This is a genomic window from Phycisphaerae bacterium (assembly GCA_018003015.1).
In the GTDB taxonomy this organism is placed as follows: Bacteria; Planctomycetota; Phycisphaerae; order UBA1845; family PWPN01; genus JAGNEZ01.
This window is the reverse complement of sequence record JAGNEZ010000082.1, coordinates 1-22,828: the sequence shown is the minus strand read 5'-3', so window position 1 is coordinate 22,828 and position 22,828 is coordinate 1. Positions and strand designations below refer to the sequence as shown.

Genomic DNA, 22,828 nt, shown 5'->3' with positions numbered 1-22,828 from the left:
CCATCGGCAGACTCCTTTCGCAAGAGACTCTCGCCGCTCCATACGGCATACTTGCGAAAGGTATACACGATGCCAATCGATCGCGCCAGACCTCCCAGCTTACCTATCTATGCGCGCTGGCCCTGGGGGGGGACGGGCAGGGGCGAGGTTCGCCTGCCGGTCATGGGTACGTACCGAACTCGTGAACCGCCTTGAACATGGCCTCATAGTTGGCTAGCACCTGCGGTGGGAGGGGGACCATGAAGGGGGCGGCCGTTGGCAGGACCACGAACCGTCCGCCTGGCTTGCCGGCTTCGATGGCGTGGCGTACTTGCTGGCGGATCTGTGCGGGGCTGTCCTTCTCGAGCTTCACCGCCTGCATCGCACCCATGACGGACATGTGCTGGCCGATCCGCTTCTTGACCTCGGCCAGGGTGACGTCGGCCGTGGCCAGGGGTAGGATTTCGATCGGTTCCAGGGCGTCAGCCCCGATGTCCGCAATCATGTCGAGGATGTCGCGCAGCCGCCCGTGGCAGTGGATGACGCTAAAGTTGCCGGTTTCGTGAATGGCTCGCGTGGCGGCTTGGTCGCGTTCCACCACGTATCGCGGGAAGTAGACGGTCGGGTTCATCAGCGGAGCCCCGCAGTACTCAGGTCCCCAAAGGCGGAAGACTGCGTTCTTGACCGCACCTCCGATCGCTCGAGTCGCTCGCAGAACCTGCTCCTGGGCCTTGTCCAGCAGGGCCCGAATCGGACCGTCGTCGGTGTAGCATCGCATCACGAAGTCTTCGAAGTCGAACAGGCCGACGACATGGCCGACGGCGTCGCCCAGGCTGAAGCACAGGATTCCGTGGTCGCCGACTCGGGCCTCGAGACTCCTTAACGCCTGGGCGTTGACTTGGGTGGGCGGATCGGGCAGGGACAGGACCCGCTCGATGTCCTCGTCGCTCTTGATGAGCGGTTCGATCTGCCAGAAGGTCATCTGGCCGGGGTGGCATCGGGACACGGCCCGAAGCTTGCCCTTGGCGGTTTCGATCTCGATGCTCCGAAGGACGCTTCCGCCTTCGTGTTTCTGTTCTTGGCCATAGACCGCATTGGGATCGCCGAGCAGCACGGGGGCGTCGATCGGTCCGCGTACGAAGCTGTCCCCGTATTGGGCCTCCAGTTCGAGAAGCGGGGCGTAACTCGGTTCCCGGTTGGCCCACTCATCGTTGTAGGGCGTGTGTTCGTAGAGGGTGACGGGCACACGATCGGGTATGCCGCCTTTCAGGACCGTCAACAATCGTTCTCGCGAAGTCATCGCAGAAGGCGCCCATCACAGCGGAACGCGGGAAACCCGAACACGAGATTGACCGTCCTTTCCAGCCGTCGGTCCGAACCGGCGGCCGAGTACGTTGCACAGGCCTCAAGGTCGAAGTACCCTGTGTCCTCTGCATGCCATCCTTCGAAGGACACGTGGGATCGCGTTCTTATACGGCCTGGCGCTTCCTGGCTCAATGCTGCTCGGGCCGAGCGGGCTAAGGGTAATCGACGCGGGGGTTGGGGGGCGGCGGGCGTTCAAGTCATAATGAACTTAGGCCGTGATGGCTTGATTTCTGAGTGCGGGAGGATGGGGTACGAGTCTGGGCTGCCGGATGGCGGCACGGGGCGACTCGTTTTCCCTGCTCTCGCGGGCGGGTCTGGGTACGCGGGTGGCGTCAGTTGTTTTTACCCGCCAAGGCCTGCTCGATGGTCTCGAAGACCGGAAAGATGCTGGTGAGTCGGGTGGTGGCGAGCAAGTCGTGGATGTCAGGCGTGGGCGAGACCAGATGGATGGTCCCTCCGTGATGGCGGGAGCGGAGGTGGGCGGCCACGATGCCTCCGAGCCCGACCGAGCTGATGAACTCCAGGGCGGAGAGATCAAGGACGAGAAGCGGAGGCTGGCGGCCCACCAGTTCGAGCAGGGCATCCTCCAGGTCGGTCGAGACCAGCATGCCCGCCGATCCGATCAGCTTGGCCACGATGGCCGTGCCTCGTTCCTCGACTTCAACGTGAAAGAAATCAGCGGACGACGAATCCATCAGCGGTTCTCCTTGACGAGTTGGACCTCGTTGCCCCGGTCATTGAAGGTCACGGCATCCAGATACGCCCGCATGAGCATGATGCCCCGTCCACAAGGCAGGGCGATCCGATCGGGGTTGGTGGGATCGGGCACTGCGGCGGGATCGAAGCCCGGCCCCTCGTCGCGAACGCGCACGACCGCCCGTTGGCTGTCGATGTCGTAACTGATCGTGATCCGCTTGGTGGTGTCGCCCCGGTGGCCGTGCTTGTGGGCGTTGACGATCGCTTCCTCAAGGGCCAGTCGGATCGCGAAACTGCATTCGTGGCTATAGCCCAGCGCCCGCGTGACGCGAAGGACCTCTTCTTCGACGTCACGAGCGGCGTGCAGGTCGCTGCAGATGACCACCTGGCGGGCTAATGACTGCGGGTTGAAGGCCATGGCGTATCAGACGAAGGCTCTCACTGCCGCGTCGGTGGTGCTCTGGATATTAAAGAGCCGGTTCAGCCTGGTAATCTTGAACACCTCGTAGATCTGGGGGTGGATATTGGCTAGGACCAGCTGACCGTGTCGTTCGGCAATCTGCTTGTTGACGGTGATCAGCACGCCGAGAGCGGCGCTCGACATGTGCTCGACCTTCCGAAAGCTCAGCAGCACCTTGGGAACTGGTTCTGCCGCCACCAGGCCAGCGAGTTTCTCGAGGATCTGGCCGATCACGACCTCCTCGAGAATCTTGCGGTCCTCGAATTCGACGACGCTGATGCTGTCCTGCTTGCGTATCGTGAGGCTAGCCTCTACCTCTGGCATCGAACCGACTCCCGACATGTCCGCAAAATCCGCACCTGTAAGCCATTAGACCCGTTGTGTTTGGGCTTGTCAACGGGTGATCCCGGGGCGGGCCGAAGCGTCTTGGTTTCGGACATCTCCTTGGGCTATGATAGGGCACCGGCGAATGCCCGGCCGAACTGGAGTTGTGGCTACGTGAACCGGAGAACAGTGGCGATTCTTGCCGTCCTGGCGGTGCTTGGCCTGCCCGGATCGGCGATGGCCTGGGGGGCGGCCATGCACGTCAACCTGGCGAGCGATCTCCTGGGGCAACTGCAGCTGCTTCCGGCCGCAACTGCCGCCATTCTCATTCGGCACCGGCGCGATTACCTTTTCGGGAACATCGCCGCGGACGTGGTCCTGGCCAAGAAATGGAGCCGGGTGCGTCAGTTCTGCCATCACTGGGGGACCGGCTTGGCCATCCTGGCCGAGGCCCGCAACCACCAAGGTCGGGCCTTTGCCCTGGGGTATCTCTCGCATCTGGCCGCTGACACGGTGTCGCACAACAAGTTCCTGCCCCGGCAGATGACCATGACCCGGACGACGCTGTCTCTCGGACATCTGTACTGGGAGATGAGAGCCGATTCCATGGTCGCACCGCGTTATTGGGAGGAGCTGCGGCGTCTGCTCCGGGAGGTTTTCGACGAACACGAAGCCTGCCTGCAGGCCCAGTTCAAGAACACGTTCCTGCCGTTCACGGCCAACTGGCGGGTGTTCTACCGGCTGAACCACTTCCTGGGACAGAAGGTGTGGCGGAAGACACTGGATCGATGGTATAACCTGTCTCGCTGGCGGCTATCCGAGTCGATGCTCAACCGCTATCGGGCAGAGTGTCTGGAACGGATGCGTGACGTGGTGGCCCGGCCGCGAGACTCCGAGGTGCTCCACGAGGACCCCAACGGGAACGCCGCCTTGGCTTACACCAAGGCTCAGCGCCGGCAGTTGCGCCAGATGGCCCGGGCGGGCCTGGTTGCGCCCCATGTTCTGTATGAGGCCGCCGTCGGGCACGCTCCGGCTCCGGCGAGAGTGGTCCGGCATCGGGTGAGGAGTGCCCATGAAAGCTGAGGTGCTGTTGGCCAAGTTGAACGAGTTCCGCAAGGACGCCGAGGGCGATCCGGCGGATGTGGAGTGGTTGGCCCTCCACCACGCATTCTGCTTCATCTCCTACAAGATAGGCGAGTTCCAGGCGTACCTTGATGAAGTGGCCAGGACCTCTGCCCAAGGCGGGAACCAAGACGATGAGCACTGAGGTGACAAACGACAGGGCAGTTCTGACCGTCGGCGGCAAGACCTATGAGCTGCCGGTCAAAACCGGGACCGAGGGCGAGATGGCGATCGACATCACCAGCCTCAGGGCCACGACCGGAGCCATCACCCTCGACGACGGGTACGGCAATACCGGCTCGTGCGAGAGTGCGATCACGTTCATCGACGGCGACAAGGGCGTCCTCCGATATCGCGGCTACCCGATCGAGCAGCTCGCTGAGCAGTCCACGTTTGTGGAGTCGTCCTATCTTCTGATCTTTGGAGAACTGCCGACCGGCCCGCAACTCGCCGATTTTCGCCGCCTGCTGTGCGAGCATGAGTTCATTCACGAGGACATGCGTCATCAGTTCGAGGGTTTTCCGCCCAATGCCCACCCCATGGCCATTCTCTCGGCCATGATCAACGCCCTGGGGGCCTATGAGCCGGATCTCCTCGAGCCGGAAGACGACAGCCGGTTCATCGACGCCGCGGCCCGCCTCATGAGCAAGATCCGCACGGTAGCGGCGGCCAGCTACAAGAAGTCGCTGGGCCAGCCAATGATTTACCCGAGGTACGACCTCCAGTATGTGCCCAACTTTCTGCACATGATGTTCAGCAAGCCGAACCACCCGCACCAGCCACTGCCGGAGGTGGTCAGTGCCCTGCGCCAGATCCTGATTCTCCACGCCGACCATGAGCAGAACTGCTCGACCTCGACGGTTCGCATGGTCGGGTCAAGCCAGGCGAATCTGTATGCCTCGGTGGCGTCGGGCGTCTGCGCTTTGTGGGGCCCGCTGCACGGAGGAGCCAATCAGGCGGTGATCGACATGCTCGACCGGATCATCGCCGGTGGGGAGACTCCCGAGGCGTTTATCGCCCGGGTCAAGGACAGGAACTCGAAGATCCGTCTGATGGGCTTCGGCCACCGCGTGTACAAGAACTACGATCCGCGGGCCAAGATTCTCAAGGTGGCCTGCGACAGGATGCTCAACAAGCTCGGCATTCACGACCGGATGCTCGACGTCGCGATGAAACTGGAGGAGGTCGCTCTCAAGGACTCCTACTTCATCGACCGCAAGCTGTATCCCAACGTCGACTTCTACAGCGGGATCATCATGAAAGCCATCGGGATTCCCACGGACATGTTTCCGGTCATGTTCGCCATCGGCCGCCTGCCCGGCTGGATCGCCCACTGGCGGGAAGCCCATCTCCAGCCGTCGCAGAAGATTCACCGACCGCGGCAGTTGTACATCGGGGCCAGGTTGCGTGACTATCAGCCCATCGACAGGCGCAGGTAGGGTGGCTGGTCGAGCCGACCCGGACCGGCGGTGGCGCCCCGTCCATGCCGGTCGAGGTAGATCAGCAACACCCGCTGTTGCTGGCGGCATGCTCCGTGCCCCGACCAGCGTCCCGGCGGATTTCCCTCGAGATCATGCTCCACCATGTCCGGCGAATTGACGAGTTCCGTTGTTGTCTGTCCGGATCCGGAGACGCCGGCCTTGCGCGCCCGGGCCGCGGTGCTGGCCGGTCGGCTGCAGCTCCCGTTGGCGGCATTGCCGGTTGCCGCACGCCTGCTGGTTCTCGCCGTGACTGGTGAGCGGTTGGAGCTCCGGGAAGGTGGGGTCTGCAGGAGCCGGCCGATCTTTGTCGACTTGGTTTCAGGTCATCCGGTTCGTGGGCGCCAGGACGTCGGCTTGGCCGACCGCCTCATTGCCCGAGCGATCGGCTTCAAGGGCAAGCCGCTGATCATCGTGGACGCGACTGCCGGATTGGGACGCGATTCGCGGGTCATGGCATCGCTGGGTTGCAGCGTCACGGCAGTGGAACGGTCACCGGTGTTGTTCGCCTTGCTGGCTGACGGGCTGGATCGCGCCGGATCCGACGCCGAGGTGGGCCGGGCTTTTCGAGGGCGATTGCGGCTGGTGGAGGGAGACGCTCGGAGCGAGCTGGCGCGGCTGGCCGAGGATCAGCGGCCAGACGTGGTGTACATCGATCCGATGTTCCCGCCGAGCGGGAAATCGGCGTTGGCCAAGAAGGAGATGCGCATCTGCCGGATGGTGGTCGGCGACGATCCCGATGCCGGTGGGCTCGTTCGGGTCGCCATGCAGGCGGCACGGCTGCGCGTGGTGGTGAAGCGGTGGCTGCGTGTGCCCCCGCTTGGCGAAAAGCCGGACATTGTGTACCGCGGGAAGACCATCCGGTACGACGTCTACTTGCCTGGTCTGGCGAAGCCCGCGACCGCAAACGCGTAGTCGCCCGATCCGATTTTGCAGACCACCGACTTTTCGGCGGCATCGGGCAGGACGGTGACGTCAACCGCCTGGCTCAGCGGTTGCCCTGCTTCGCTCACCGCCTTGAGTTCGCGGGCAGGCAGGTAGACGGTGGCCTTGGTGTTGGCGGGCACGGTCACGTCGACCAGCAGGGTGTCTCGATCGATTCGCCACTGGCAGCCGATCGGCCCGCGGACCGAGTCGTAGGTCCCCTTGACCCAGGTGAGATCGGCCACCACCTGTGGGCGAATGATGATGCGATCGAAGCCGACGGCGGCCGGGTCCGGGTTGATGCCCGCCAGGGCTTTGAAGAACCACTCGCCAACCGAACCGAACATGGGATGGTTGTGGGAGAACACATTGTCGCTGAACTCCCAGTGCTCCCACAGTGTGGTTGCCCCGTTTTGCAGCATGTGGCCCCAGCCGGGGAAGGTCTTCTGGTTCACCATGGTGTAGGCCAGATCGGCTCGGCCCAGATCGGTCAGGGCGTTGAGCATGTACTTGGTTCCGAAGATGCCCGTGGCGAGATGGCCCTTGTTCTTGGTGGTGATGTTGTCGGCCAGGATGCCGAGCACTGCGGCCCGGGCTTCCGGCGGGACCAGGCCCCAGTAGAGGGCGAACGACTGGCATGCCTGGGTGCCGCTGTCGTAGACTCCGGTGTCCGGCTTCAGGAAGCGGGCATTGAATGCATTGCGGATGCCCTCGGCCTGGAGTTCGAATCGGGAGGCGTCCTCGATCTGCCCAAGCTCGCGAGCGATCCTGGCGAAGGACCGCACGTTGGCGTAGTAGAACGCGGTACTGGTCAAAGGGACACTCTTAGGCTCCAGACACTCGTGGTCGCCGAGGCACTGGGTGTGGATGTGGTCCTTGGCTCGCTGCTCCAGGAACTCGATCCATCGCTTGGTCAGGGCATAGTGTCTCTGCATCAGCCGCCGGTCGCCGTAGTACTGGTAGAGCTGAGCTTGCAGGATGGGGAGCACGCTGCCCCAGCCGATCGGGCCGACCCCGTTGCCGTAGCCGGCGCTGTCCGCATCGATTCCCACGAAGGGGGCGGTCTCCGTCATGCCGCCGTTCGGGCGAACGGCGTCCGCCTGGTCGCGAATCGTTTTGGCGTAGAAGCGGGCCATGTCGAAGTTGAACATGCCCGCTTCGCTGCATGCGATGACGTCGCCGCCGTAGCCGAACTTCTCGCGGTGCGGGCAGTCGGATTGCACGCTGAACAGGTTGCTCAGCTGGGTCCACTCGATCATCTGCTGGATCTGGTTGAGCATCTCGTTGGAGCAGGAAAAGGAGCCGACCTGGGCGACGGCCGAGTTAAGCCGCAGGCCCTCGACGGCGTCTGGTCCGGGTCGACCCGGGTATCCGGTGACCTCGACGTAGCGGAAGCCGTGAAAGGTGAATCGGGGCGTATAGACTTCCTCCGCGCCTCCCTTGAGAATGTATGTTTCGCGCTGCCAGGCGATGTCGGGCGCTCCCGGACCGCCCATGCTGACAATCTTGGTGGAGGGTGATGATTCTCCGGCTGTGGTGGCCGGAGGTTTGGCGGTCTTGATCTGGCCGGCCACGGAGGTCATGAAGTTGAGCGTGCCATCCGGGTAGAGAAGCTCGCCGTATCGAAGGACGACCCGGTCGCCGGCTTCGCCTTTGACTCGCAGGCGGACCCAGCCCGCGAAGTTCTGGCCCATGTCAAAGATGAACACGCCCGGCCTCGGCTCAGTCAGCTTGACCGGCTTGAGTGTGCGGGTCACACGGATGGGGGGTTGGGACTGGACGTGGAGGCCGCCGAGCGGCTCGGGAGCTACGATCGCCGAGGGCCAGCTGCGGTCATCGCAGTCGGGTCGATCCCAGCCGGGTGTCTCTCTTCGGGCATCGTACACTTCGCCCAGGTACACGCTGTTCCTCAGGATCGGACTGTCGCCGACCTTCCAGCTGGCGTCGGTCACGACCGACTGCCTCGAGCCGTCGGCAAAGTCGATGTTGAGCTGGAGGAGCGTTCGCGGGCGTCCGATGGTGAGGAAGTCACGGAGATTGTAGGTTGCCCACATCTTCATGGGCAGGGGGTTATACCAGCCGTTGCCGACGATGATACCGACCGCGTTCGGCCCCTGCTTGAGCTGTTCGGTCACATCGTACACGGAATAAAGGACCCGCTTCGAGTAGGTGGTCCATCCTGGGTCCAGCACGCGGTCGTCCACTTTCCTGCCGTTGAGGTGGAGCTCGTAGTAGCCCAGCCCGGTCACATAGGCTCGGGCAGTCCGGACCGGCTTGTCCACCAGAAAGGTCTTACGAAACAGCGGGGCGGGATCATCCTGGTAAAAATCCTCGGGCTTCTCGGGGGCCGGACCGCCACGGGCGATCCACGTGCCGGTCCAGTCCTTGGCATCGAACAGGGCGGCTTCCCACCAGGTGGAACCGCTGTAGGCGGAGGGCTTGTCGTCTCTGTCCCAGGCCCGGACCTTCCAGAACACACGCTGGCCGGACTGAAGCGGCTTGCCCGCGTAGACCACGTTCAGGGTGTCGTTCGCGGCGACCTTGCCCGTGTCCCACAGATCGCCTTGGTCGGACTGGAGAACCTCTTCGGTCGACGCCACGAGGACTTGGTAGGCGGTCTGAACCTGCCCGCGTTCGTCCGATTTCAGGACCCAACTGAGTCGTGGCCGACACACGTCGACGCCCAGCGGATTGTCGGCATACTCGCATCGGAGCCGTTCTGGCCTTACCTCGGCATACGCCGAACCCACCAGAACGGCAGAGACGATCAAGATTGCCACGCCCGATTTCCGCCGCGGATCGCAAACAACGCCAATCATCAGATGATCTCACTGAAACGGATTGAGCCACCGGCCGAGGTTGGTCCGATATCCCGGCCACGACATGGCCACGGACCGCTGATCTCCCTCTGGCGCCAGGGCGCTGCTAGTGTACTCCAAAGCGCGGCCAGCCTGATAGTCCCCGGCCTCTTGCCGCACGGCCGCATTCTGGTGTAGGATGCGAACCAGCCGATAGATAGGCGGCGCCGTGGTGTGCCCCGAGAGGGCGGTAGCCCCGGAGGGTTCGGCGTGCTGGAGAGGTGTCCGAGCGGCTGAAGGAGCAGCCTTGGAAAGGCTGTGTACGGCTTGTCTGTACCGCGGGTTCGAATCCCGCCCTCTCCGTATACTGTTGACCGGAACGTAACTGTCTGTGCGACGGGGCGTTATGGCTTGAGGAGAGGGGGGCGAGTGTGCACAAACCGCCGGGAACACCCAACGCCCCGCTGGGCCGCAACCGTCGTCGCACCGAGAGCACACCGTCCGGAGGAAGCGCTCGCTGAGGCGCATCCTCTTTGCTGTCTGTTGGATACACGTCTGCGGTAGATTCCTGGTCATCCGGCGTGACGGGGAACCGGGAAGCACCGAGAACGAGTTGTGGAGAGCAGTCTGCTCTCCGAAGTTAGTTGTACGATGCGGGAGCTCGATCTCCGATCGACGAAGAGGCCGATCCTCTCCAGCTGACCACTTGAGATACCTGTGAATGGGAATGCCATCCTACGCAGGCATTCCATCGACGAGCGTCTCGCTCGCCACCAGAATCCATGCAGCTTCAGTAGACAATCGCCTCAAACACCTCGGAGTAGTCGACACCCCAAGTGGCCTCGAACTCGATCCGCACGTCGGTCGTTTCGATGGTCTTTGGCAATTCATGGCGGTTCCATCGCTGGTAGTTGTCTCGTACCCGGCAAAGAGTGTTCCATCCGCGCGGCTGGCGACATCGAATCGTGTAGTCTCTGACCAGCGTCGACCTCAAAGGAATGGGGTTGCGGCTGGAGTTGTTGATTCTCCCGTTGAAATCGGGATTGAAGAAGAGATCGACGCGGCGGATCGTGGTGGGGACAGGCCAACTGAGTGCGAGCCAGGCAATCGCCTCGCCGGGCTGGCTGATCCAACTGTTCGGTCGAAGGGCTGGACGGGTGTGGCCGTTGATCACTTGTGACGCAGCGTGAACACAAACGGGAGGATCAGTTCTGAAGCATAGATTGTCCGCCGCTTGCGTGTACTTGGTATGCCGAACATCGTCGAAACTGCCCTCCTTTCGATCGACCGCGGTGAATAGCGTGAACGGGCTGCCGCCATAGTGCAAGTCGAGATTCGGATTGCGGCGCAGTCTGATGAAGACCGGCCCGTCTGATCGCACGCTCTTCAGCGAGACGGCAAACCATCGGTTTCGGCCAGCCGGGAGCGGGACTGTCTGGGTATCGATCAGCTCGCCGGGAGCGTACGCGATCGGCGGCGACTGATAGATCTCAATGCGGCAGTTCGCGTCTCGGCGGGCATCGGCCTTGAACAGGATACGCTGCATGCCTTCCTTGACGTAGCAGAGGAAATATGCGTCATCCGCGAGCGGCGCACGGCGAAGCGTTCGTGTGTTCTGGAGGCCGAACGTTGACGAGGCAGTGATCGTCGCGAGGCGGGCCTTGTTCTTCCGGATGTCGTAAGGAGTGTCCAGAATGGTGGCATCATTGCGAATCAACGAGTCCTGCAGCTCGGCGATCCTAGCCTCCTCCAATGCCATCCGCCGCGGCGGGCATCGCCACTTCCGGCAGAGAAACGCGGCCGTACCGACCGCCTGGCCCATCTGGGCGCACGTCGCCATGACTCGTGTCGAGGAGAAGGCGAGATGGCTGACGCTGATGTCGCGTCCCGCCAGGAAGAGGTTGTCGAGATCTCTCGCGTAGAGCGAACGAAGCGGAATGTCGTAAGGATTCACGGGGCGTGAGATGGAGCTGCGATCGCCCCAGAAGCCCTCCGGTGGATGATCGTCCATCGGCCAGCCGCCGTAGGCGACTGCGTCGCGGAATCGAGTACCGTTGAGGATGTCATTCTCGGTGAGGACGTGGCCGCCGATGAATCGCCGCGACTCGCGTTTGCCGGGACAGCTTTGCATCCAGGCCAGATCGAGGTTCTCAACGTCTTTGACGCAACCGCTGTTCTTGATGTAGTCGTACACGCCCCAGGCGATCCGTTCGAGCTCTACCCGGATCTCCTCGGCATCGGCGATGGTGTCAAGAAGGCCGCCATACTCGATCCACCAGAACGCCACCGCCCAGCGATCGTATTGCTGAACGTCGTGTAACCGTAATTGGCTCCGTTCGATCATCTTGCATATGGTCGCGATCGGATGGGCGAAGCTCGGCGGTCGGAAGTCGATCCTGTGATCTGTCCTGCGGAACGACATGAGCAGCGAGTTGCCCATGGTCGCCCTGTCGGCCCTCGTCGCAGCAGAGGATTCTCCGAATTGTCGCCGATCCTCGCGTCCTCGCATGAAGCTGGCCCCGGCCAGATAGCCGACGGTGCCGTCGCCGGTCGAGTCCACGAACCACGGTGATCGGAAGTCGAGCTTCCGGCCGGTGGTGGTCTGGAAACCGGAGACCGATTGGAGTCGCCGGCCGCGTTTGGTTGCTTCGAAAACCGCCGTGTCGAAGAAGACCTGAATGCGTTTCTCTCGGCGGACGGCGTCCAGGAGCAGCATATCCCAGATCTCGATATTGGCCTGGGCGTTGCGGTGGAGATTCTCGAGCAGGAGTTCCTCAATGATGCCCGATTCGCGGCGATAGAGCCCGAACCAGGTCGCCCCGTTGGCGTCGAGGCGCACTTCCTTGCTTGCGTTGCCGCCGAGAACGGAGCGGTCAGTGACCAGTGCCACGCGCATACCGAGCCGAGCGGCGCTCAAGGCGGCGGCCACACCAGCCAAGCCGGCACCCGCGACGGTCAGATCCGTCTCCACGACCCGCTCGGGAGAGTTGCGTTTGCCGACCACGCGCCGAACCTCAGTCATCGCCGCGATCCGAAGGTGAAGCCGAGGTTGCGATAGGACTCAACGACTCCGGTGAACCCCTGCACGAGCGTGCGCCAGTCCGATCGCTCGGTGAAGAAACGCACGCCCTCGTCCTTCAACATGCGGCAGTGTTCCGGATCGATGGCTGCGGTCCCGCAGGCGATCGAGGCCGATTCGCAGACCCGGACGATCTTCCGGATAACGTCGAGCACGCGCGGATGCTTGGCTTCACCCGGGATGCCCATGCTCAGCGACAGATCCATGACTCCGACATAGAGAACGTCAATGCCCGGTACCGCCGCGATTTCGGCCGCACGCGCGACGGCGTCCGTATCCTCGACCTGGATCACCAGAAACGTCTCGTCGTTGGCATTCTTCAGATAATCGGGGAGTGAGGCGAGGCCGAAATCGGCATCCGCGTTGACATGCTCGAGCTGCCTGGCTCCCAAGGGCGGGTACTTGGCGCGAGCGACGACTTCACGCACATCGTCAGCAGTGCCGACGTGGGGGATCATCAGGCCGCTGGCACCGATCGCAAGGCAGCGAGCCAAGTCGTCATAGCCGTGCCGTGGCGTTCGGATCAGACAGTCCACGTTGCCAGCCCGTGCCGCCCTGGCCATGTTCTCCAGAACGCCGGGGTCGATGGCCTTATGCTCCGTGCAGATCCAGACACAGTCGAAACCGAGCAGGCCGAGGATCTCCACGATGTTGGGATCGAGGAAACAGACCTTGGGTACGAGGACCGGTTGCCCGGTCCGCAGTTTCCGCCTGATGGTGCTTTGACGCATGCTCTTATCCTTGCGTGACTTAGTGACAGGAGCTACTGTGCCGTTTTGTCGTGCTCAGTCTACCTCAACCCCCCTTTTCCGGGGAGGTCGGCGGGCCGGCGCCGCCTTGGCGACCGGTTTCGCCCGCATCTCGTCCCCCAGGGCTTGACACGGCAACCCTTAGTCGGTGTAATACACATGTGGCTATAGTAGAACATCATGTGTCGTTTTTCAAGATGGATAGTTCGGTTCGTTCCTTATTGTGGCCGATGTAGCTCCAGGAGTCGGTGTGGAAGGTCAGGTCTTGCGTATCGAGAAGCAGTCAGCGGACCCCACGAGGAGCTCTGGGGCGGGCGGCTGTCGGAACGTGCATTTGGCGATGGAGTGACCCGTGTGTGCTGAGCTTCCTGACGTTGGGCCGGTGGCGTTGAAAGTGGTTCGACAACTGCGTCGGCAGGTGCTTTCAGGGCAGTTGAACAAGGGAACGCCGCTTCCATCGGTGCGCGGGCTCGCGGAGACCACTGGCGTGGCCGTCGCCACGGCGAGTCGAGCATTGCAGCAAGCGGAGCGCGAGGGTTGGGCCCGGCGCCATGCGGGCCGTCGCCTGGAGGTGGCCGAGGGCGCCTTGGAGCTGGCCCGCCAACTACTCAAGCAGGAAATGCCGCCTCTGGTTTTTGCCCTGCACTCGCGGGAAGTACGCATGGGGATCGAGGTCGAGGTGACCGGCTTCACCGACGGCTTCGCGGAAGTGTTTCCCGACTCGTGGGTGCGGCATCTCTACTTCGATTCGCGAACCACGCTGGACGAAGTGAAGAAGCTGCTCGAAAAGGGCAAGGAGATGGCCTGCGAGGTCGGCTACGTACTCGTGCGCATGCCGACCGCGGTCAAGCGCCTTTTTGACGCCCAGGGCATCCCTTGTGTCGTCCGCGGGTATGTCGAACCGGAAATCAACCTTCCCTGCGTGTACCAGGACATGGTGGACGTGGGCCGAATCGCCGGCCGGCTCCTGTGCCGAACGGGTCCTGTCGCGTGCTTGTGCTGCCACGAGCTGGTCGGCTCGGAAGCTTTTCTGATCGACGGCGTGAAGCAAGCGGCGGATGAGCTGGGTGCGCCGAGCCCCGCCGAAAACGAGTTCTACTGTCATCTGCCTTCTGAGATGACGGAGTACTTCTGGGCAATCAGCCGGCTCTTGTCGAGCGCGAATCGTCCGCGCTCCATCCTCGCGATCCGGCCCGAGTATGCGATGGCAACCTTGCAGATCGCGAGCCAGATGGGCATTCGCGTTCCCCAGGATCTCCAGGTCATCGGCCTACGCCACAGTCCACTGTATCGATTCGCTTCGCCGGAGATTGCCTCGATCGGCCCCGCTTCGCCGGTGGAGCATGGCCGGCGATGCGCGGAACTGCTGGCGGCGTACATGGGCAAGCGTCCATCGGCTGCGCCGCGGGTGATTATCCAATCGACGCTGATCGAGCGAGGTTCGATTCTGCCCGTCAGAAGCGGAATGTAAGGACGGTGTCGGCGGCGCGCGGCATACCGCGTTCGGGGTACCGCCGAGAAAGGAGATGGGGAAACGGTTTCCAGATGGACTGGTCGAGCTCCATCAGGAAGCACGCTCCTGACATCCCGAGTCTGAGGGCCTTCAAACTACGCCGTGCCGCGAGGCTCGCCGCGACCGGAGAGGGGGTCGCACGAATGGCCTATCTCATCGCCGCGTCACCGGCGGCGGTTCGTCATATGGATGGATCGGAAGTGAGGCAAGAAAGAGAGGTGCACGTCATGGAAATCGAGAAGCTGTTCAAAGTCACGTCGGTCCTGCTGCTGTGTGTCTTTTTGTCAGCGGTATCCGCCAAGGCGCAACTCCTGGCCGACTGGCGGTTTGATGAGGGCACGTCGGGCTATGTCTGCACCGATCCCGGCTGCATCATCGACAGCAGCGGGAACAACCTGAACGGCTACGGTGTGGGCTCGTTGCCTCCGTCGTACGTGGCCGGATGCGTCTACGATGACAACATCGCCGCGCTGCACTTCACCACCGGCGATGACGAGGTCTGGATCCCAGACAGTCCCTCTCTTGCCTTCCAGGCCGGAACGAGCTTCACCGTCGAGGCCATCATCCGATCGGCAGCGACCTCATTCGGTACCGACCGGCGAGGCATCGTGGTGAAGCGCAACGCGGCGGGCGACGGCGGATTCTGGCTTCGTGCCAACGGCAGCGGCGATAAACTCAACGCCTCCGTGGGCGACCTAACCGGCCGAACGACACTTGACGGCAAGCGCGATATCATCGACCAGCAATGGCATCATGTTGCTATGGTCTACGATGCCGTGGCCCATACCCTCACTCTCTACGTCGATCACCAGGTAGATGGAACCACCGCCGCCGTGCACGGGGACATCATCACCATCGATCCCCCCAACACGCCGGTCATCGTCGGCGGCTGGTACACCACTACGGCCGGCCAGCAGTGGAACGGCGACATCGATATGGTTCGGATCACCGTCGGCGCTCTGACCCCCGCCGAGTTCGTGCAATTCAGCGCGGGGGCCTGCTGCCAAAACGATGGGACTTGCGCCAACACACTGGACTCGGGGTGTTCGGGTCATTGGTACGGCCCGGGCACGACCTGCGATGGCACGACCTGCCCGATCCTCGGGGCCTGCTGCCAGCTCGATGGGACCTGCAGCGAGACGACGCAAGCGGCATGCAACGGACACTGGAGCGGCCCAGGAACGGGCTGTACCGGCACCACCTGCCTGGGTGCCTGCTGCGGAAACGATGGGACATGTAGCGACACCGCGGCCAATGCGTGTGCCGGCTCCTGGGGCGGCTACGGGACAAGCTGCGCGACCACGGATTGCACTGGAGCCTGTTGCCTGCCCGACGGCACATGCGCCCAAACGACGGCCGATGCCTGCACGGGTGAATGGCAAGGGCCCGGCACGACCTGCGCGACGGTAAGTTGCACCGGGGCCTGTTGCGCCGACGAAGGCTCATGCTCGGAGACAACCCAAGCGAACTGCCCAACCGGCTGGCAAGGCTCGGGTTCTCATTGCACCACGGGTTGTCCGCCGACACCGATCGGGTATTGGACCTTCAACGAACTGCCGGCCGGTAGCTCGGTGGGCACGACGGCCGGTTCCGTGCTCGACGTCAGCGGCCACGGCCTGGACGGAACATCCGGCGGAAACCCGGCACCCACGTATGTGACCGGCGCCTCGACGTACGCGAACGACACGGCCCTGCGGTTCGTGTCGGGTACGGGTGGCGTGTCCATTCCCGATTCGAACGCTCTCGACTTCGCGGCCGGGATGAGCGTCACCATCGAGGCGATGGTCCGGTCAACAAGTCTGACCGGCAACAGGTATATCGTCTACAAGCGAGCTCCCAGTTCCAGCGGAAGCGTTCGGCCAGGTTTCTGGTTCAGAACAATCGCGAAGACCGTCAACGGCGTCGCTATCCAGGGGCTCGAAGGCATCATCATCGGTACGGGCGGCAACGACCGAATCAGTGGTACGATCAATGTTGCCGACGGGCTCTGGCATCACGTTGCCATGGTGTACAACGCCACCGCGACGCCACAGCCGACTCTGGCCGTTTACGTTGACTATCAACTCGACGGCAGCATTCCCTGTGTTTGCAGCGGCGCGTCGTGCGGGGTCATCAACAATTCGGTTCCCATGGTCATCGGAACCTCGGGCGTGGGTGATACGTCCGGCTTCTGGCCGGGCGATATCGATTTCGTACGGATGACCGGGCAGGCGTTGGCTCCCGCTCAGTTCATCCGGCCGCAAGTTGTGGCCACAGGTGCCTGCTGCCACAGCGACGGAACGTGCAGCGTCACGACACTGGAGGCCTGCGACGGCCAGTGGAACGGCGCCAATACGACCTGCGAGACCGTCACGTGCCCGCAGCCCGGAGCATGCTGCCTCGGCGACGGAACCTGCGTGGTGACTCAAGAGTCGGCATGTGCCGGCACCTTCTTTGGCCCGGGCACGACGTGTGACCAGGTCGATTGCACCGGAGCATGCTGCCAATTCGACGGCACCTGCGCCGACGTCGGTCAGGCCCAATGCGTGGGCCAATGGCGAGGCTTGGGTACTTCGTGCGACGACCAGATCTGCGTCGCTCAGGGCCAGACCATCGGATACTGGAAGTTCAGCGAGGCCACATCCGGCAACGCCGGTACAGATCCCGGCTCGATCATCGACAGCTCGGGCAACGGCCTCGGCGGCGCCGGCGTCGGTAGTCCCACGCCTTCATACCTGCCCGGCTCCCCCAACTACCTGACCGGACCGGCACTGAACTTCACCAGCGGCAAGGATGCCATCTCGATCCCGGACCACCCCCTCCTGGACTTCAACGATGGCGTGAGTTTCACCGTCGAGGCGGTCATCCGCACCACCAGTACCGACGGAGCGCGATACATCGTCGGCAAGCGCGGACTCGCCAGCGATCTACCGGCAACGCGCCCGTCATTCTGGCTGCGCACCGTGCCCAAGACCACAGATGGCGTGGCCACCGCGACACTGGGAGCCTACCTCTACGACGTGAAGGGCGGCCACACGTCCATCGTCGGTAACGTCAGCATTGCCGACGGTTTGTGGCACCATGTGGCCATGGCCTACGACGCGGCGGGCGATAAGGTCACGCTCTACGTGGACTATCAGCTCGACGTTACCGACATCTGCTACCGTAGCGATTTCAGTAACTCGGCCCCGCTCTATATCGGGGACACCTATCCCTCCAGCACCTCCGGCTCATGGAGCGGGGACATCGATTTCGTCAGGATCATCATGGGTGCGGTCGGCCCGGACAAGTTCATTCAGCGCCAGAAGAACCCGGACTTTGACCAGAACGGCATGGTGGACCATACGGACTTGGAACTGCTGCTTGGCTGCGTCACCGGTCCGGCCGTCGGGCCGCCGACATCGGCCTGCGAACAGGCGGACCTGGACAGCGACATGGACGTCGACCAGCTTGACTTCGGCCTGTTCCAGCGGTGCTATGGTGGCCCTGCGACCGAGAACTGCATGAACTGATGTGAAGCCGAGCAGTTGCCCAACACGGCATGCCCGCTTTTCGCGACCGGATCGAGCGTTGTTCCGCGGACGGCCCCACGGAACAACGCTCGGCTGATACGCACGTAAGCTGTCCAATGCGTACGAGTAATGAATCCAATTCTCCAAACGAGGTTGCCGTCAATTGTCGCTGACACGCCGCCGTTTTCTGAAATCGTCGCTTGTGATAGGTTCGTCCGCGCTTGCCGCGGATTGGCACTCGGCCCTTGCCGCCGGCCAGCCGACAACGAAGCCTTCCGCCAAGCCCGTGTTCAAGCAGTGCTCGCTGACACCCGCGGTTATCGCGCCGGGGCAACCGTGCGTTCTTCGTGCGGAATGGCGTGAAGGTCGCTACGACGGGATCGAACTTCGCCAGACCTACTTCGTGTCCCCGGAAGGGGCCATGCCGGGCTTCACCTACGATGCCGCCGCCCGCGTCAACTACCTCGCGGATCCTGGGCGGACACTCATCGCCAAGAGCGGCCCGCTCGACAAGGCCTCCGAGCCCAACCGTATCGAGGTCCACCTCGACACCAAGGAATGGAAGCCAGGTGTCTATTTCTTCCTCGCCGGGATTGCTTCAGGCAAGAAACGGCTGGACCAACGCGGTTTGGCGGTCAAAGTGTGTTCACCGAGCGATCGTCTCGACGTGTCGGTCTCGGAATCCTGGGAGCTCTGTCCGGGTACACACGCCGAGCGTGTGCTGCGCCTGGCAAGCGGAACGCTGTTGACATCCGAATACATCAGCACCGATTCCGGCCAAACGTGGCGGCATCGCGAAGGCGGCACGATCGGTGACGGCGGTACCCAGCTCCGTGACGGTCGCGTCATCGGGATGAAGTCCGGCATCGCTCCAATCGAGGGCCGCGACGGCTGGTATATGGGCCAGCGTTTCGAGTCCACGGACGACGGCCGGACCATCGCCGGTCCGCTCCCGGCCGAGTTCCACGTTCCCCGGGCCAAAGCTGCATACGGTCACGCCTTCCATCCCGGCCCGATCTTCATGCGTTCGATCGTCGAACGCTCCGACGGCAGCCTGGTCGCCCTCATGGCCGGCTGGTTCAAGGGGGACGATGAGATCTGTCCGCACGGCAACAAGCGGCCGTACTCGCGTACCTATGTTTGCGAATCCGCGGATCGCGGCCGAACGTGGACCTACTTGGCGACGATCGGCTATGACCGGATCGGCAGCGAGGGCTACAACGAAGGCTCGATGCGAATGCTGCCCGACGGCACGCTGATGGCGGTTATGCGAACCGGAAGCGCCCGCGATCTGAAATGCCAGGACAACCCGGTGATGTCGTCCTTCAGTCGCGACGGCGGCCGGACGTGGTCCAAACCGCAACGAACTGGCGGCACGGGAGCGTTCCCTGATCTGCTCGTGCTGGCGGACGGGACGCTGGCCGCCAGCTACGGGCGGCCGGGTAATGTCATCATGTTCAGCGCGGACCACGGTCGCACCTGGATCGATCACACCATCGTCAACCCGACGCCCTATTCAGGCTATACAGCCTTGTGCGAACCGAAACCGGGTGAGATCCTCATCGTCTTCGGAGCCAAAGACTACTTCGATCCGACGACCGGGCGGCGCAAGGATTCAATTCGCTGCGCTCGGGTTACCTACCGCCTAAAGACAGGGAACGTTCCGCAGACGAGGCCAGCTTCGCGGGCAGATTAGGAGCCGCGCCGCCCTGATGAACATGGCGCAACCCGCTAGAAGGGCTCGTAATCCTCATCGCCGAGCTCGCACTTCTCACCGCCGCCCGAGCCGCTCTCGATCCGAATGTTGTTCTTGATCGCGTTCTGAACGCCGAACTTGACCATGTAGAACTGGGCGACGGCCAGCGGATTGCCGTTCCGAGCGGGTGGGACCACCAGGGCCACATGTCCATCCACGAAGGACGCAACGGATCCCTTTCCGTGCATCTTGATCGCGCCGCGCGAACGGCCGCGGTGAGCGCCGTCCAGCGCGGCATCTTCCGGGTAGGCCGGCAGGGTGTAGCCGCAATAGATGTCGTACCGGCCCCAACCCCACGGCGACGGCGGAAGGACACCCTCCGGTATGTTGATCTTGGGGCTGCGCAGCGCGGCGATCTTCTCGCGAACCTCGGCCAGCTCACCCGATGGATTGCCGGCCATCTCGTCGGCCGCGTCCATCGTATAGATCACGTCGCTGGGCCGTTTCCAAAGGCTTCGCGGCGCCACCCCTTCCACGGAGGTCCATGCGCCGTTGCTGTCGGGTGAGCAGTGGGCGTTCACCGGCCCGCGATGGTCCAAGGCGTTGACCACGTAATCCAGAAAAGGTCCGGAATGCATGCCGGTTCGCTCCGGGCACTGAAAGATGCCTTGCCGTTCAACCGGAACGAGGTTGTAGTTCCGCGTGTAGTTGGACTTGTCGCCGAACGTTCGGGCCATCAACTGAATCCATGTGAACCGCGTTCGCGGGCTCGCCCCTCGCGGAACCAAATCCTTGTGATCGGTCGCGAACACGTTCATCCCGCTTACATGCTGACGCGCCGTGTTCGAGCAGACCGTCGTCCGGGCCATCGCCCGCGCTCTCACCAAGGACGGCAGCAGAACCGAGATCAACAGGGCAATGATCGCCACGACCACCAGCACTTCGATCAACGTAAACGCAGCTCGCTTCTTACGGTCGTGCATCACTGAACTCCCAAGCAGTCGAGCTCTCCCGTGCGGCGGCAGCGACAGACGTCCGGCGAAGCGTCGTTTCAGGATACCGCTGATAATGCGTGCTCGCCGCACGGCGCTCTACAAGTCTTGACAGTAGATACAAGATGATCTACTATGGCCTGTATGTTATTACATCGTGATCCATTCGCCATGTCAAGAGAGAACGCGCGAAGACGCCGAGCATGACGATGTTGATAGGTAACTTATTATGGGTTAACATCTTACGAACGAATAGCCATTTCATTGATGTATTAAGCCTGGCGGTGGAAGCAACCTAAGGGATCGCATCGGGGCCGCCCCTTCCCGCAAGCAAGGGAGTACGGAGAAGCCAATCTCATGGGCCTGGGGACACTCGACTACATCGCGATGGGGGCCTATGTGGTCCTGCTGATCGGGATCAGCATCTTCTTCATGCGCTCCCAGGTGAACCCCGCGGAGTACTTCCTTGGCAGCCGGCGTTTCCACTGGTTCCCCCTGGCCGTCGGGTTGTTCGCGTCCCTCTTCAGCTCGGTCAGCTTCGTGGCCGCGCCCGGCGAGGCGTACAACTACGGCATGCCCCTGTTCCTCAAATCATGTTTCATCCTGCTGGCTGTGCCACTGGCCGTCGTCATTTTCGTTCGGACCTTTCGGCGAATGAACCTGACGACCGCCTATGAGTACCTGGAAGTGAGATTCGATCTGCGGGTTCGCTTGCTGGCCAGCGGGCTCTTCTTGCTTCTTCGAGCTTGGTATCTGGGAACCGTCTTGTACGCGACGGCGGTGGCGCTGCATCCGGCGACAGGCTTACGCCCCTGGCTGAGTATCGTGCTGCTGGGAATCGCGACCACGCTGTACACGGCGCTCGGCGGGCTGAAATCGGTGGTGTGGGCCGATCTCCTGCAGTTCGTGATCATGTTCGGCGGAGCGTTGGGAGCGCTTGTCGCGTTGATTACCTGGTCGCCTGACGGGTTCGCCGGCATCTGGCAACATGCACGGTCACAAGGCCACACGTTCGGAGCTTTGAACGATTCCGAGTTCTATTCGCTGAGTCCCTTCGTTCGCGTGTCGTTGTGGGCACTGCTGGTATCGGCCGTCTTCATCAAACTGGGTGCCGCCGGCACCGACCAAATCACCGTGCAGCGATATCTCAGCACGCGTGATCCGGCAGGCGCGGTGAAGACCATGGTCTGGGGTACGGTCCTGGGTATTCCGCTGATGTTGGTTTTGTATCTATGCGGCCTGGGACTGCTCAGGTTCTACCACCTTCACCCTGAACGCGCCATGCCCGGCATGACCGGCGACGACGTGTTCACGCATTTCATCTCCTCGGAACTGCCCCCGGGCGTCGGCGGACTCATCATGGCCGGAGTTCTCTCCGCCGCACTCGGCACGGGCGGCTCGTGCCTCAACAGTCTGTCGGCCTGCACGATCACCGATTTCTGGAAGCGGGTCCTGCGGCCGAAGGTCTCGGAGACCGAGTTGATCCGCCTCGCCCGATGGCTCACTTTCATCTGGGGCGCGGTCTCCATCTTCCTGGCCATGGGGGTCATCTGGCTGTTTGGTGCTGACCGCCGGACAAACTCCCTGATCGTCATCACACAGGTGACGATCAACTTCTTCACCGGTGTCCTGCTGGGCGTGTTTCTGCTGGGTGTTCTGACCCGCCGCGTTCATGCCAAGGGCGTTCTGGCAGGTGCCGTCGCCGGCTTGGTCTCAGCCTTGGTCGTAACGGTTCCGTATTACCTCCTCGATCGTCCGGCGGAGGCACCGCGTTTGTCGTTTCTCTGGATCAACATCATCGGCTGCCTCATGACCATGATCGTCGGCTACGCGGCCAGTTGGGCGTGGCACGCCACATCCTCGGAGAGTAACGGAGCCGTCAGGGCCAAGCATACGGATCTTCGTCTTGAACGAGGCCTACCCTCTCGATCGCGTTCGGGCGGCTCGATGTAATGTGTGGAGCCGCAAGCGTTTGTGTATTTGCCAGGATTTGTTGGCCGCGAATCCCTGCAGAGCTTACTGGGTGTAGTCTCACACTAACCCAAGTTACTGAACAACTGCGATTTTGAAAAGATCTTCGGGTTGGCATCCGCGTTCTCCGGGCGATCAGCGGGGTTGGATGGCGTTTTCGGCGATGTAGTGGAAACCTACCCTCTTGAAGA

Annotated in this window: 16 protein-coding genes and 1 tRNA gene; 9 read left to right on the top strand and 8 right to left on the bottom strand. The window is 62.6% G+C overall.

The genetic code is table 11. The features are described 5' to 3' along the window. Window positions 1-160: 160 nt before the first annotated feature. From KA354_22405 to KA354_22390, 4 genes are all read right to left on the bottom strand, one after another. The gene (locus KA354_22405; protein ID MBP7937404.1) at window positions 161-1,258 is read right to left on the bottom strand and encodes a hypothetical protein; all 1,098 of its coding nucleotides are present in this window, start codon (window positions 1,256-1,258) and stop codon (window positions 161-163) included. 418 nt (window positions 1,259-1,676) lie between these two features. After that, window positions 1,677-2,039 (bottom strand): STAS domain-containing protein, encoded by a 363-nt coding sequence (locus KA354_22400; GenBank protein MBP7937403.1) that lies wholly within the window; start codon window positions 2,037-2,039, stop codon window positions 1,677-1,679. After that, on the bottom strand, window positions 2,039-2,458 hold the full coding sequence (locus tag KA354_22395; protein MBP7937402.1) for an ATP-binding protein: 420 nt from the start codon (window positions 2,456-2,458) through the stop codon (window positions 2,039-2,041). The genes KA354_22400 and KA354_22395 overlap by 1 nt, the downstream gene beginning before the upstream one ends. A 6-nt stretch (window positions 2,459-2,464) precedes the next feature. Beyond that, window positions 2,465-2,824 (bottom strand): STAS domain-containing protein, encoded by a 360-nt coding sequence (locus KA354_22390; GenBank protein ID MBP7937401.1) that lies wholly within the window; start codon window positions 2,822-2,824, stop codon window positions 2,465-2,467. Between the two features lie 174 nt (window positions 2,825-2,998). On the opposite strand from KA354_22390, the gene KA354_22385 reads away from it, so the two are divergent. The 4 genes from KA354_22385 to KA354_22370 all read left to right on the top strand — a co-directional run bounded on the left by KA354_22385 (window position 2,999) and on the right by KA354_22370 (window position 6,339). Next, entirely contained in the window at window positions 2,999-3,907 is a 909-nt protein-coding gene (locus KA354_22385; protein ID MBP7937400.1) for a zinc dependent phospholipase C family protein, read from the top strand. Then, complete coding sequence (locus tag KA354_22380; GenBank protein MBP7937399.1) at window positions 3,897-4,091, top strand: hypothetical protein; 195 nt, start codon at window positions 3,897-3,899, stop codon at window positions 4,089-4,091. Before KA354_22385 ends, KA354_22380 begins: the two co-directional genes overlap by 11 nt. Then, entirely contained in the window at window positions 4,081-5,385 is a 1,305-nt protein-coding gene (locus KA354_22375) for a citrate synthase (protein ID MBP7937398.1), read from the top strand. Before KA354_22380 ends, KA354_22375 begins: the two co-directional genes overlap by 11 nt. 144 nt (window positions 5,386-5,529) lie before the next feature. Next, entirely contained in the window at window positions 5,530-6,339 is an 810-nt protein-coding gene (locus tag KA354_22370) for a class I SAM-dependent methyltransferase (protein ID MBP7937397.1), read from the top strand. Here the strand turns inward: KA354_22370 and KA354_22365 are convergent. Beyond that, on the bottom strand, window positions 6,297-9,128 hold the full coding sequence (locus KA354_22365) for a family 78 glycoside hydrolase catalytic domain (protein ID MBP7937396.1): 2,832 nt from the start codon (window positions 9,126-9,128) through the stop codon (window positions 6,297-6,299). The genes KA354_22370 and KA354_22365 overlap by 43 nt on opposite strands. A 293-nt stretch (window positions 9,129-9,421) precedes the next feature. On the opposite strand from KA354_22365, the gene KA354_22360 reads away from it, so the two are divergent. Then, window positions 9,422-9,509, top strand: a tRNA-Ser gene (locus KA354_22360). A 427-nt stretch (window positions 9,510-9,936) separates the two neighbouring features. Here the strand turns inward: KA354_22360 and KA354_22355 are convergent. Both KA354_22355 and KA354_22350 read right to left on the bottom strand, forming a co-directional pair. After that, window positions 9,937-12,168 (bottom strand): FAD-dependent oxidoreductase, encoded by a 2,232-nt coding sequence (locus KA354_22355; GenBank protein MBP7937395.1) that lies wholly within the window; start codon window positions 12,166-12,168, stop codon window positions 9,937-9,939. Continuing rightward, window positions 12,165-12,956, bottom strand: coding sequence for a hypothetical protein (locus KA354_22350; protein MBP7937394.1), 792 nt, complete (start codon window positions 12,954-12,956; stop codon window positions 12,165-12,167). Before KA354_22350 ends, KA354_22355 begins: the two co-directional genes overlap by 4 nt. A 370-nt stretch (window positions 12,957-13,326) precedes the next feature. On the opposite strand from KA354_22350, the gene KA354_22345 reads away from it, so the two are divergent. The 3 genes from KA354_22345 (at window position 13,327) to KA354_22335 (ending at window position 19,674) form a co-directional block, all read left to right on the top strand. Further along, window positions 13,327-14,445 (top strand): substrate-binding domain-containing protein, encoded by a 1,119-nt coding sequence (locus tag KA354_22345; protein ID MBP7937393.1) that lies wholly within the window; start codon window positions 13,327-13,329, stop codon window positions 14,443-14,445. Window positions 14,446-14,687: 242 nt separating this feature from the next. Continuing rightward, window positions 14,688-17,978 (top strand): LamG domain-containing protein, encoded by a 3,291-nt coding sequence (locus tag KA354_22340; protein ID MBP7937392.1) that lies wholly within the window; start codon window positions 14,688-14,690, stop codon window positions 17,976-17,978. 163 nt (window positions 17,979-18,141) lie between these two features. Beyond that, window positions 18,142-19,674: an exo-alpha-sialidase gene (locus KA354_22335; GenBank protein ID MBP7937391.1), complete on the top strand. Its 1,533-nt coding sequence runs from the start codon at window positions 18,142-18,144 to the stop codon at window positions 19,672-19,674. 35 nt (window positions 19,675-19,709) lie between these two features. Here KA354_22335 and KA354_22330 read toward each other — a convergent pair whose 3' ends face one another. Beyond that, a complete protein-coding gene (locus KA354_22330) occupies window positions 19,710-20,657 on the bottom strand; it encodes a type II secretion system protein (protein ID MBP7937390.1) in 948 nt (315 codons plus the stop codon). Window positions 20,658-21,023: 366 nt separating this feature from the next. Between KA354_22330 and KA354_22325 the strand changes: the two genes are divergently transcribed. Beyond that, window positions 21,024-22,619, top strand: coding sequence for a sodium/solute symporter (locus tag KA354_22325; GenBank protein MBP7937389.1), 1,596 nt, complete (start codon window positions 21,024-21,026; stop codon window positions 22,617-22,619). The last annotated feature ends 209 nt before the right edge of the window (window positions 22,620-22,828 follow it).